Below are 12,243 nucleotides of genomic sequence, written 5' to 3'. Positions count from 1 at the left end.
TTATGAAATTGAAATATTGCGCACTGGCTGCGTTGTTAAACCTAATTGTGGTGCAACCAAGTTTTGCAAATGATCCTTTTGCTGAACTGGACCAAGAAATCGAACAATTAACCACTGATGATACGGACGAGTTTGAGCAATGGTATGCCGCCCAAATTCAAGAGTTCAATCAATGGCAGCAAGCTTACTTAGCGGATTGGGACAAAAAACAGAAAGCCTCTATTCAAAAATGGGGTGACACCAAAATACCTTCTCCGGATGTGGTCGTGGTTTATGACGAACAACATAACGCACGAACCGTTGTTGATTTGGAGAAAGGTGAGATTACGGTTAGCTACTTACCGTCTGCGGAAGAAGAAAAGGCCGAAGCTCCAGTTGTTGAAGCTGAAGTCGTCAATGCCGTTATCGAGAAAAACGCTAAGGTGTTTGAAGAAGTTGGTGTAACTCAACCTAAAAAAGCTGAGCCTACAACGGTTTTCGTTGAGGAAATTAAAGTAGAACCAAAGACTTTCGAAGAGGTAAAGAAAGAGATTGAAGCGCAAACTGAGCGCCAAATGAGTCAACTTGACATCTTTGCTGCTGAGAAAAGTGCAGTGTTAAGTGAACAAAAGCAAGAGCAAGTGATTGTTCAGCAAAAACAGCAAATGGTGAAGCAGGAAGAAAAACGCATCGCAGCTGTGAAACAAGAGTTGGTTCAGCAAGAGAAGAAGCTAAAACAGCAGCCTCAAAAAGTGGTTGAGTATAAGGTCAAGATTCCAAAATCATCATTGGCGAACCGCGCGAATAAGTACCTTCCAGCGATTCAACAAGAAAGTGCAAAGCGTGAACTACCGCCTGCGCTTGTTTTAGCGATCATGCATGAAGAGTCGCATTTTAATCCGAAAGCAAAATCTCATGTGCCGGCATACGGGTTGATGCAAATTGTGCCGACAACCGCAGGTCATGACGTGAACAAGCTGTATCGTGGTAAAGATAAGCCGATGAGAGCGAATGACTTATACGACCCTAACCTGAATATCGAAACTGGCACGGCGTATCTAAAAATTCTTCAGAGTCGATACCTAAAAGGCATTAAAGACCCACAAAGTGCGACTTACAGTGTGATTGCGGCTTACAACACGGGGTCAGGTAACGTGGCCAAAGCATTTGGTGAGCGACGTGTTTCTAGTGCGATTAAGAAAATCAATACCATGAGCTCTGATGAGGTATATGAACACCTTATCAAGAACTTACCTTATAACGAGACTCGCAAATATCTCAAAAAGGTCAACGATAGAATGAAAACCTATCATGCGCAGTCCAACCCAATTATCTAAAAGGAATTGAAGATGAAATATCAAATTCTTACCGCGGCTATCAGCGCAGTGATCTTATCTGGCTGTGCGAGTCAAAGTGGTTCTGAAAACACGGCGAAAGTGGAAACCAACAAAGGCAGCAATGTGCCTAGTTGGGTACTAAACCCAACTTCAGCGAATGGCTTTGCAGCGTCAAACTGTGTTACGGCGTCTGGTAATTTTTCTGTCGATCGTAACCACGCTATTTCTCTAGCGCGTAATACGCTTGCTCAAAACCTTGATATTAAAGTCAGTGTGTTAGAGAAGAACTATCAAAAAATTAATAGTTCAGTTGATGGTCAAGCTTCTGGTACGTCTTTTGAGCAAATAGCGAAGCAAATTACTAATACTTCAATTCAAAAGAGCCAAGTTGAGCAAGTATCACTAGTTGAAATTGGTGGTGTAGAGCAAATTTGCGCGTTAGTAGTCATGCCAAAGATTGAATCAGAAAAGATGTTTAACTCTGCTGTAACGGCGGGTACGGATATTGATCCAACGGATAAAGCTGCACTATACAAAGAGTTTGTTAGCCAAAAGACAAGTGAAGAATTGGAAAAGCAGGCTGAAGCACTTTAGTCCAAATGCACGCTAAAAGAAAAGAGCCCTCATGGCTCTTTTCTTTTTTAGGTGTTATGAGCTCGTTGCAGTTTGAGCTTCTGAGTCGATGACTTTGCCTTTTCTACGTACTTTAATTTGTGACAAGATAACACCGGAGATAACCAGTATGCCACCAATGATGTGGTAAACATGGACTTCTTCACCGAGCATGGTCGAAGCAAGAGCCACCGAAACCACTGGCATCAGGTTCATGAACATGGCACTTGAATCTGCTCCAATCAAATCAATCGCTTTCACCCACATTAATGGTGCGAAAATTGAGGCTGCAATACCTGCGTATGCGATCAAAGGCAGCGCGCTTTGATTCGGCAACAATTGATCGCTGCTCAGCCATAGAGGAGTAAGCATTACCAAAGAGAAAAAGCCTTGCATGTAAACCAAAGTCATACTGTTGAAAGGCATTTTCCAGCGTTTAAGCAGTACACAATAAATCGCGTAGCAAAGAGCTGCCAACAACATCAAGCTGTCACCTTGGGTCATATCTTGGTGAAGGAAGTAGGCAATGTCGCCATGACCAAGCATAAATGCCAAGCCGCCTAATGAAATTACACCACCTGCTACGCTCAACATGGAAATTGATTTACCCAATAAAGGCACACTCAAGAAAACACTGATCAAAGGAACGAGAGAGGTAATCAACGCCATATTAGAAGCGGTAGTAGTGAGACCTGCGTAGTAACCTAACGATTGGTTAAGGACCATGCCTAGCAATGCGAGAAACGCCAGTTTAGCTAAATATGGGCGAATCACATGACGCTGTTTGATCACAGCTGGTAAGCAACATGGCGTCAGAAGTACCATAGCGACAAACCAACGGTAGAAACTCATGGCACTTGGTTCGATGGCACTCGCTGCCATTTTGTTTACGATGGAATTCCCACCCCAAATCATGACAGTAAAAAATGGAAGCAAATAAACCATGAGAACCTCATCGCAGAATAATTAATGGCGCTAGTCTGACAGGTCTTTATAATGAAAAGTATCTCTGGAAAGACATAGTAAGCGATAGGAAGACAAATTTGAAAAAGAGCACTAGGAATCTTCATCCGTCATTATCGATTGATAGAGCACCATCAGATGTATTTATGAATTTTGAGGCCTTCCTGTCGAATACGGAAACTCGTATTCATAGTCACCCATGGGGGCAAGTTCAACTAATCAGTGGTGGTATCTTAGAAATGGATGCGGAAGATACTCGCTTCTTAGCTCCTCCTCATCTTGCGATTTGGGTGCCAGCGGGTATTCGACATAAGAGCTATAACCGCAAACCATTGGAATACTGCTCTTTAAATATTGCACCAGAGTTGACGAAGCACTTCCCCTCCAAAACCAGTTTGATCAAAGTGACGCCCATTGTCTCGGCGATCGTAGAAGATTTCCGTCAGCGCGATATTAATGTTGCTCAAAACGAAGAAGATAAGCGTCTTGTCCAAGTCCTTCTCGATCAGCTAGCCAAACAAGAAGTTGAGCATCACTTTTTGCCAACCACTGACAATAAGTACCTAGAGCCAATCTTAAAAGCTGTTGAAGAAGCTCCAACCGATGAAATTAGTTTGGGAGAGTGGGCGGAGAAGGTGCACACTACAGAGCGTACGTTAGCTCGCCATTGCCAAAGTGAATTGGGGATGAGCTTTACCGAGTGGCGATTGCGAGTGCGTTACCTGCATTCGATGGAGTTGCTGAGAAAGGGGCAGACTGTAAAAGAGGTAGCGTTGACACTGGGCTACAACCAAGCCAGTCCTTTTATTGCTATGTTCAAGAAATACTCCGGCATAACACCGGAGCAATATAAGAACCGCTTGTTATAGCTGAGCGAGCACGTAGTCTAGACCACCGACAACCGCCGCCACTTGAGCGTCGTTACACTCTTCGTCAGTGACTTTCGGGCTGTCTGGGTAAACTTCTGTTGTGGTGCCGTAAGTACAGTTGGTAACGCCGCCACACAGACCTAGTTTAACCATTGGATAATTAATCACACCAAATTGCACCACTGGCGAGCCAATGATTTCGCCTTGGTCGTCCGCTGGGGCAATGTGGGTCACCTTCGCTACTGACTCGATGACTGCTTTTTGGAACTCTGGTTGCGGGTTTTCTGTATCGCCCACAGTGTAGAAACCATCTGGGATCATGCCTTCGATGTATTCAAGGCCATCACGCGCCGCTAGAGCAGGGCGGAACTCGGTCTCGTCAGAATCTGTTGTTTCGTGTAGGTCGATGTGCATTAGAACATCACCCAAGGTCGCAACAAGCTTAATCAAGTTTGCTGATTCTTCTGCTGGACTGTTTGCGTAGAAAGAGCGGTTTGGGTCGATCGCATTTGGGTTCCAGCGGTTAATCACTTCGTAACCCCAAGGGCTGACACATGGTGCGACAACGATATTGAAGTGTTCTGCATAACGGTCTGCTTGCGTATCAACAAACTTCAGTGCGCCATGTACACCACTTGTCTCGTAGCCATGCACACCGCCGGTAACTAAAACAACAGGTTTCGCAGCATCCCAGTTGCGAGTCTTGATACAAAGCAGAGGGAAGCGTGCTTCGTTGTAAGAAAGCGCGCCGTATTGCTCGACATCGAAACGATCGCGTAGTGCATCAATTTTTGTCACGACTTCTTCTTGGTAGTTACGTTTTACGTCACGTTGCTCACGCCAAGCTTTACGTTCTGCTTCGTCCCATGGCTGACCTGGGGTACCGATTGGGTAAGTGTATCCGCTTTTCATCTATACTTTTTCTTTTGTGTGCTTGAAAGGTAAGACAAGACTAGTCCTGTCTCAGAGCGACGGCAATAGAAAACACAATTTGTGACCTTATTCTTTGCAAAATCATAACTTTGCTGAGTGGTTTAATGGTGTTACATTTTGTTACTTATTCAATTCCATAAAAGAGATAAATAAATGGCTGGAGCAAGTTTACTGACACTGTTGGATGACATTGCAGCTGTATTGGATGATGTCGCGTTGATGTCTAAGATGGCGGCGAAAAAGACCGCTGGTGTACTGGGCGACGATTTAGCGCTAAACGCGCAACAGGTGTCTGGCGTAGCGTCAGAACGAGAAATTCCTGTGGTTTGGGCGGTGGCAAAAGGATCATTTAAAAACAAATTGATTCTGGTGCCATCGGCTTTGTTGATCAGTGCTTTTATTCCCTGGCTGATCATGCCATTACTCTTAATGGGTGGCCTGTTCCTTTGTTTTGAGGGCGCAGAGAAGATCTTAGAAAAACTCTTTCCTCATGCGCATCAGCATGAAGAAAAGGAAGAAGAGGTTAATACTGGGGAATCGGTAGAAGAATACGAGAAAAGAAAAGTGGCTGGTGCGATTCGTACAGACTTTATTTTGTCTGCTGAAATCATTGTGATTGCTTTGGGTACAGTGACCGGTTCAAGCATCGTGACGCAGATTCTGGTGGTGAGTTTAATCGCAGTACTGATGACTATTGGCGTATATGGCTTGGTAGCGGGTATCGTGAAGCTTGACGACTTAGGCTTCTACCTCGAACGTACTTCTAATGGTGAGGGGTTGAAAGCCAAGTTAGGTGGTGCTTTGGTCGCATTTGCACCAAAGTTGATGAAGATGCTTGCTGTTGTTGGTACTGCGGCGATGTTCCTAGTTGGCGGTGGGATTGTGGTTCACAACGTGCCAGCGATTCATCACCTTATTGAACCGATCATTATGGACTTCCGTGGTCATACGGTTGCGACAGCGATTGTACCAACACTGCTCAACGGCGTGATTGGTGTGATTGCCGGTCTAGTTGTGGTTGCTGCTTGGACTGTGGTGGAGAAGGTTCGCGGTAAATAAACTCGAATTTTGTTTTGAGGTTTTATTGAAGCTAAAAGAAAAGGGTCATGCCTTTCCATATCGAATATGGTGGCATGACCCTTTTTCATTTTGTGAGTGTGCTTACTTCACTTCCCACTCAATCTTTTCGTTAGCACGGATTGGTACAACGATGTCGCTACCAAATGGCATAGTTTCTGGTACATCCCAAGCTGCTTTTTCTAGTGTTACTGTGTCTGTGTTACGAGCGATACCGTAAAAATCAGGGCCATTTAAACTTGCGAATGCTTCTAGATTTTCTAGCTTGCCTTCGTTCTCAAAGACTTCAGCGTAAAGTTCTAGCGCTGCGTGTGCAGTGTAAGAACCTGCACAACCACAAGCTGACTCTTTTGCGCCTTTTGCGTGTGGTGCTGAATCTGTACCTAGGAAGAATTTCTTGCTACCGCTTGTTGCTGCTTCGATAAGCGCTTGTTGGTGGGTATTACGCTTAAGAATTGGCAGGCAGTAGAAGTGTGGCTTAATACCGCCGACTAGCATGTGGTTACGGTTGAACAACAGGTGGTGAGCGGTAATCGTTGCTGCAACATTGTCAGAGGCGTTATTTACGAAATTAGCCGCATCCGCAGTCGTGATGTGCTCAAGAACGATTTTTAGGTTAGGGAAGTCGTTGACGATAGGAGCAAGAACCGTGTCTAGGAATTCCTTCTCACGGTCAAAAATATCAACGTGGTTGTGAGTCACTTCACCATGAACCAAAAGCAGCATGCCAACTTCTTCCATCGCTTCAAAAACGTGGTAGATGTTCTTTGCATCGGTTACGCCAGAGTCAGAGTTGGTGGTTGCGCCTGCTGGGTAAAGCTTTGCAGCAACGATTTTGCCTGATGCTTTGGCTTTGCGGATTTCATCTGGCGTGGTGTTGTCTGTTAGGTACAGCGCCATAAGAGGTTCGAACTGCTCGCCGTGTTGCTCAGCAAGGATTCGATCACGGTAGGCTAACGCCATTTCAGTATTGGTCACTGGTGGGACGGTGTTCGGCATGATCAGTGCACGACCGTTATAACGGCTAATATCGCGAACGGTATCTTTTAGAACTTCACCATCGCGTAAGTGAACGTGCCAATCGTCAGGACGAGTAATAGTCAGTGTTGTCATTAATTGCTCCCACCATTAAAAAGTTATGTTTGGAGCCTAAACGCTGCATTTACCTCAAGAGCAAACGCTTGCGCTTAGGCGACAGGATGATAGTGGAATTGCTCTTCCATTTCACCCCATTTTTCACATTTCTTTACGGTAGGAGCTCAGTTGGTTACTTCATCGTCAACCAAAGTGCGTGAATTGTGCCTGGCAGGAAGAAGAAGAACGTCAGAATCAGGTTGATGAAGAAGTCTTTCTCTAGACCTTTTTCCATGTAGACTGCTACTGGTGGAAGGAAGATACAAAGTAGAATTAGAATCAGTTTGTTAGTATCCATGGTCTATGCTCCGGATAGGTTATTTGTGGTGTCAAAAAGTTGGCGAATTATGTGCTCAATATCACATCTTGGCAATCCTAGTTTCGTCAAAACTGTGCAAATTTATGGGACTTTATTCATAAAATGCGACGCACTAATACACATATTAAGTAGTCGAAGTGACTGCCATATGAACATATCGAATACAAATTGATATTTTATAAGCACTTGGGTCGTTAAGCGTATGAAGATATGATAGCCCAATAATTAGAAAGTACCTGTAGGAAGAAGGCAATGTCACAATCAGTTTTGTCTCAAATTAATGTTTTTCCAGTTAAATCTGTCGGAGGTGTCGCGTTATCTTCCGCTTGGGTGGAAAAACAAGGATTGAGTTTTGATCGCCGATTTATGCTTGCATCATCAGACGGCTCGATGGTTACAGCTCGAAAATTTCCGCAAATGGTGACTATAAAGTCAGCGTTATTGCCAGATGGGGTGGTATTTACCAGCCAGGGCGAAGAGCCATTAAAGATCCGTTATCAAGACTTCAAAATGCAGGAAGCTCCGGCAACGGTTTGGAAAGACAATTTTACGGCATATACCACTACTGACGGAGCGGATGATTGGTTCAGCAAAGTATTAGGTCTTCGCGTCGAGTTGCTTTTTACTGGTGAGCAGTCAAATCGTGTGAGAGAGAAGCTGGGTCACAATGTTAGCTTTGCTGATGGTTATCCAGTACTTGTGATCAGTGAAGCGTCACTGGAAGAGCTAAATCACAGAAGCTCTGAACAGCACTCGTTGGATCAGTTTCGAACCAACCTTGTGGTGTCTGATACCAAGCCATTTGAAGAAGACTCATGGAAACGCATTCGAATTGGTGAAGTAGAATTTGAATCAGTAAAACCTTGTGAGCGTTGCATCCTTACTACCGTTAACACTCAACGCGGTACATTCCGAGAAAGCAAAGAACCGTTGAAAACACTGCAAGAGTTCCGTGCTAATGAACGTGGTGGTGTGTTCTTCGGTCAAAACCTTGTTGCCCTTAACGAAGGCATTATTCGTCAGGGAGACAAAGTGGAAGTGCTGGAATACAAAGACGCTGAGTTCTATCCAGATAACTCTCCTAATCTCATGTCGCTCACCTGTGTCGAGCGAGAAGAGATTGCGCGTGATTTCGTAACCTTATGGCTTGAGCCGAGTAAAGACCAGTTACCAACATACTTACCGGGTCAGCATCTGCCTATCGAAGTGGAAATCGATGGTAAGAAAGTTGGGCGTCGTTACACGCTTTCTTCTAGTCCATCTCGCCTAGGCCGTTACGCCATTTCCGTTAAGCGTGTTTCTGGCGGCCGTGTGTCCAATGCACTGCTTGATAATCTACAGGTGGGAGATGTACTGGAAGCGGAAACACCAGATGGCCAATTTCATCTAAAAGAACACTCTGTACAGCCTCTACTTTTGCTGTCTGCCGGTAGCGGTGTAACGCCAATGCTGTCGATGGTTCGTTACTTGGCTGATCACAATCAACTCGATGATGTGGTGTTCTACCATCAATGCAGTAGCGAGATTGATATCCCGTGCAAAGATGAGTTAAACGAACTAAAACGCCAACATCCTGGTTTAGATGTGAAGATTTGCTTAACTCAACCTGCGGTAGATTGGTTTGGCCTGAAAGGGCGTATTAGTTTATCTCATATCAAACAGATCAAAGATGTTGAACGGCGCCAAGTGTTTGTTTGTGGCCCTGATGGCTTTATGCAAAAAGCGAAGAACCTTCTGCTGAAGAAAGGGCTACCAGAAGACAACTACCACCAAGAAGCATTTGGTGTTGCCGTTGCGACGGCCAAACCTGAGAAAATTGTTGAGATTGAGTTCAACGGCTTTAAGTTGATGGGGAACAACCAACAAACGTTACTTGAACAAGTTGAGAATGCAGGCAAGAGCATCACTAACAGCTGTCGTGCGGGCTTGTGTGGGGCGTGTAAGGTGCAATTAGAATCAGGTCAGGTCGACCATCCGGAAGTACCTGCATTAAGCGCAGAAGAACGTGCGATGGGTAAAGTGCTGGCGTGTTGTGCCATCCCAGAAACAGACGTGACTCTCATAGACTAATCTAGTCTGGCTTTTCCAAACAATGCTCCACCAAACAAAAACGCCGCTAAATCATTTAGCGGCGTTTTTCTATTTTGGTGATACGAGTCTACGTTCGCAATTACACGATTTAGTCGTAGATCGTTGGTATCGGTTGACGCTTGTGCTGAGTTGCTTTGTAGATTGCGACTAGGCGGTCGCTTACTTCTTGCGATACTGCCTTGCCTTCTAGGAAGTCGTCTATCTGCTCGTAAGTTAGGCTCAATGCATCTTCGTCAGCTTTTTGTGGTGCAAGTTCTTCTAAATCCGCGGTCGGTACTTTCTTCACTAGCTGCTCAGGTGCACCTAATGTTGCAGCAACTTCGCGAACTTGGCGTTTGCTCAAGCCGAATAGTGGTGCCATATCGCATGCGCCATCACCAAACTTGGTATAGAAACCGGTGATGTTTTCTGCTGAGTGGTCAGTACCTAGAACCAAGCCACCAACGTACCCCGCGATTTCGTATTGAGCGACCATACGAGCACGCGCTTTTACGTTACCTTTCACGAAGTCAATTTTCGCAGCTTCAGTTGGAAGCAGATCAGTACCTTCTAATGCAAGGTGAGAAGCTGCGTGAAGGCCATCAACTCCCGCTTTAATGTTAACCGATACAGAGTGCGTTGGTTGGATGAAAGAAAGAGCGAGCTGCGCTTCATCTTCATCTTGTTGCTCGCCGTATGGTAGGCGCACTGCGATAAACTGGTAATTATTTTCACCCGATTCTTGGTTTAACTGCTCGACTGCCACTTGCGCGAGACGACCACACGTCGTTGAGTCAACACCGCCGCTGATGCCTAGCACAAGAGACTTGCAACCAGATTCTTGTAACTTACTTTTGATGAAAGCTACACGACGTTCAATTTCAAAATGCGGATCGATAGATGGTAGTACACGCATTTCATCGCGGATGGATTGTTCCATTTCGGGTTCCTTTTCCTGCAAACATATCAAACACCAAGCCTGCATAGAGATACTCACGCTGAGGCTAGCGTTCATGATTCTTAAACGGTGATAAAACACTCACTTAATGCTCACAAACGTCGCATTGGTGTCAAAAAACTCTAAAGATTAGTAGTATCATACCGAATTCATTGGATTAGAAAACTCTCTTCAACCAGGTAATCACCGGATATGAAAAAAATCGCCGTTTTTGGTAGTGCATTTAACCCGCCGAGTTTAGGTCACAAAAGCGTGATCGAGTCATTGAGTCATTTCGATGTTGTGCTTCTAGAGCCAAGCATTGCACACGCATGGGGCAAAGATATGTTGGATTACCCAACTCGGTGCAGGCTTGTCGATGCATTTATCAAGGATATGGCGCTTTCCAATGTTCAACGCTCGGATCTAGAGCAAACTTTATACCAACCTGAGCAAAGTGTGACGACTTTTGCGTTGCTGACAAAAATTCAAGAAATTTATCCGACGGCCGATATAACTTTTGTTATTGGTCCTGATAATTTTTTCAAATTTGCTAAATTTTATAAAGCAGAAGAAATCACCAAGCGTTGGGCTGTGATGGCTTGCCCAGAAAAGGTGAAAGTCCGAAGTACTGATATTCGCAATGCAATCAACGAAGGCGATAGCATAGATTGCTACACGACGCTTTCGGTCAGCCGTATATTGATTGATGAAGACTTATATAAGACAATGCCGTCCGGTAAATAAGAGGTCTTAGATCTATGTTCAGAACGATTTTAGTGAGTACATGCTCCTTGCTTGTTGTAAGCCAGGCTTATTCTGCATGTAATTACGTATCAGATCGTTCAGTTGTATTTGCCGATAATACGATGTCAATCTGCGAAGACCTTTTTGATAGTGTAGGCGTTCTCAATGCCGACGCTCTGAGGTGGTATCAGCCTAAAGTACTTTTGGATGAGCCGATAGAAAACTATTGGGAACAATGGGCAATCAAGCCGGAAGAAACTCCGATATTGACTCAAAGTTTGGAAAAGAACTACTTTGGGTTAGGGATTTGGATGCCCGAAGAGCTGAGAGACTTTGAAAGAGACATGACGACAGAAGAGTGGCTGAAAAGCCATGGACTAATGTTTAGTGTTGGCTTCGGAGACAAAGGGGATGGAGAGCCTCGAATGAGATTTGATTATCGATGGCACGAATACTACGATGCTAACTGGATGATGCAAATCGAAGTCCCATTCTAAATCAAGAAAAAGCGTGCTCAGTGCACGCTTTTTCGTTTTCTGGGTTACAGTTTTTTGCCTAACAATAGTTCACTTAGTTGATCACATTGTTGCTCACTGCCATCAAATAAATCTTCAACTACTCGCCCTTTTTTTATGCCTGAAAGCGTTCTCTTACGAGCTTCTCGTACCAACAGAGCAAGGTGGAGCTCTTTTAATGCATGATTTTTACTCATTGGAGTCCATTGCATCAAGGCTTCGCTTGCTTTAGATGTGACTAGCTTAGGTTCAACATCAAGCACTTCATGTTTGATAATACGCAGTAGGTCATTATGAAGTGATGTTCCTACATCGCATGCTCGTAGTTTCTCAAGTGAAGCTTGAAGAAGCAGAGAACGCTCGATAAAACCAGCTTGCGAGGAGAAGTGGTCACGTAAACGAACAGAGAAATCACAGCGAACAGCAATACAGTTAGGAAAATAAGTGATGGAACTCAAACATCCTTGAGGAATCCAAAAAGAGTTACCCGGCTCAATGGCATACTCATGTTTACCCAATCTTATGGTTGCGAGTCCTTCAACAACGGTTAACAAGCTGTGTTTTAACGTCTTCTTGCGAGCTGTCGTGGTGAGAAGGGAGTATGATTCGTTGTGAAATTCAATCGCGTAGTTCATTAGAAAGACCTGAGTTTTCGGGGCGCTAAGGGTAACGCTAAACCCCCCAAATGCCAACCAGATATAAAGACTAATTGGGGGATTATCTTGTGATGTTACTGGTATGACCATGTTAA

General features: G+C 44.5%; 13 protein-coding genes. 7 read left to right on the top strand and 6 right to left on the bottom strand.

The annotated features are described in order from the left end of the window. Nucleotides 1-2 precede the first annotated feature (2 nt). Both ACTS60_RS14655 and ACTS60_RS14650 read left to right on the top strand, forming a co-directional pair. A complete protein-coding gene (locus ACTS60_RS14655; RefSeq protein ID WP_440888830.1) occupies nucleotides 3-1,316 on the top strand; it encodes a transglycosylase SLT domain-containing protein in 1,314 nt (437 codons plus the stop codon). 12 nt (nucleotides 1,317-1,328) lie between these two features. Further along, entirely contained in the window at nucleotides 1,329-1,910 is a 582-nt protein-coding gene (locus ACTS60_RS14650) for a hypothetical protein (protein ID WP_440888829.1), read from the top strand. A 54-nt stretch (nucleotides 1,911-1,964) separates the two neighbouring features. Here ACTS60_RS14650 and ACTS60_RS14645 read toward each other — a convergent pair whose 3' ends face one another. Beyond that, nucleotides 1,965-2,873 carry a DMT family transporter gene (locus ACTS60_RS14645; RefSeq protein WP_440888828.1) on the bottom strand — a complete coding sequence of 303 codons (909 nt, stop codon included), beginning with the start codon at nucleotides 2,871-2,873 and terminating at the stop codon, nucleotides 1,965-1,967. A gap of 98 nt (nucleotides 2,874-2,971) precedes the next feature. On the opposite strand from ACTS60_RS14645, the gene ACTS60_RS14640 reads away from it, so the two are divergent. After that, a complete protein-coding gene (locus ACTS60_RS14640) occupies nucleotides 2,972-3,760 on the top strand; it encodes an AraC family transcriptional regulator (protein WP_010452704.1) in 789 nt (262 codons plus the stop codon). On the opposite strand, the gene ACTS60_RS14635 is transcribed toward ACTS60_RS14640, so the two are convergent. Next, nucleotides 3,755-4,672, bottom strand: a complete 918-nt coding sequence (locus ACTS60_RS14635) for a M14 family metallopeptidase (protein WP_440888827.1) — start codon at nucleotides 4,670-4,672, stop codon at nucleotides 3,755-3,757. The genes ACTS60_RS14640 and ACTS60_RS14635 overlap by 6 nt on opposite strands. 174 nt (nucleotides 4,673-4,846) lie before the next feature. Here ACTS60_RS14635 and ACTS60_RS14630 point away from each other — a divergent pair, with 174 nt between their 5' ends. After that, nucleotides 4,847-5,752, top strand: a complete 906-nt coding sequence (locus ACTS60_RS14630) for a DUF808 domain-containing protein (RefSeq protein ID WP_440888826.1) — start codon at nucleotides 4,847-4,849, stop codon at nucleotides 5,750-5,752. A 102-nt stretch (nucleotides 5,753-5,854) separates the two neighbouring features. On the opposite strand, the gene pyrC is transcribed toward ACTS60_RS14630, so the two are convergent. Both pyrC and ACTS60_RS14620 read right to left on the bottom strand, forming a co-directional pair. Continuing rightward, nucleotides 5,855-6,883 carry a dihydroorotase gene (gene pyrC, locus ACTS60_RS14625; RefSeq protein ID WP_440888825.1) on the bottom strand — a complete coding sequence of 343 codons (1,029 nt, stop codon included), beginning with the start codon at nucleotides 6,881-6,883 and terminating at the stop codon, nucleotides 5,855-5,857. Nucleotides 6,884-7,037: 154 nt separating this feature from the next. Continuing rightward, on the bottom strand, nucleotides 7,038-7,202 hold the full coding sequence (locus tag ACTS60_RS14620) for a YqaE/Pmp3 family membrane protein (protein WP_005453437.1): 165 nt from the start codon (nucleotides 7,200-7,202) through the stop codon (nucleotides 7,038-7,040). 273 nt (nucleotides 7,203-7,475) lie between these two features. Between ACTS60_RS14620 and ACTS60_RS14615 the strand changes: the two genes are divergently transcribed. Then, a complete protein-coding gene (locus ACTS60_RS14615) occupies nucleotides 7,476-9,293 on the top strand; it encodes an MOSC N-terminal beta barrel domain-containing protein (protein ID WP_440888824.1) in 1,818 nt (605 codons plus the stop codon). A 109-nt stretch (nucleotides 9,294-9,402) separates the two neighbouring features. Here the strand turns inward: ACTS60_RS14615 and nadE are convergent, their stop codons facing one another. Then, on the bottom strand, nucleotides 9,403-10,233 hold the full coding sequence (gene nadE, locus ACTS60_RS14610; protein WP_440888823.1) for an ammonia-dependent NAD(+) synthetase: 831 nt from the start codon (nucleotides 10,231-10,233) through the stop codon (nucleotides 9,403-9,405). Nucleotides 10,234-10,443: 210 nt separating this feature from the next. Here nadE and ACTS60_RS14605 point away from each other — a divergent pair, with 210 nt between their 5' ends. Together ACTS60_RS14605 and ACTS60_RS14600 are read left to right on the top strand one after the other, a co-directional pair. Beyond that, nucleotides 10,444-10,977, top strand: a complete 534-nt coding sequence (locus tag ACTS60_RS14605; RefSeq protein ID WP_440888822.1) for a nicotinate-nicotinamide nucleotide adenylyltransferase — start codon at nucleotides 10,444-10,446, stop codon at nucleotides 10,975-10,977. Between the two features lie 14 nt (nucleotides 10,978-10,991). Continuing rightward, entirely contained in the window at nucleotides 10,992-11,474 is a 483-nt protein-coding gene (locus ACTS60_RS14600; RefSeq protein ID WP_440888821.1) for a hypothetical protein, read from the top strand. Nucleotides 11,475-11,518: 44 nt separating this feature from the next. Here ACTS60_RS14600 and ACTS60_RS14595 read toward each other — a convergent pair whose 3' ends face one another. Then, complete coding sequence (locus ACTS60_RS14595; protein ID WP_440888820.1) at nucleotides 11,519-12,127, bottom strand: AraC family transcriptional regulator; 609 nt, start codon at nucleotides 12,125-12,127, stop codon at nucleotides 11,519-11,521. Nucleotides 12,128-12,243: the final 116 nt, after the last annotated feature.

Origin of the sequence: Vibrio sp. WZ-1 (assembly GCF_052037695.1) — a bacterium.
In the GTDB taxonomy this organism is placed as follows: Bacteria; Pseudomonadota; Gammaproteobacteria; order Enterobacterales; family Vibrionaceae; genus Vibrio.
The sequence above is the reverse complement of the archived record's forward strand: the minus strand, read 5'-3'. Positions and strand labels throughout refer to the sequence as shown.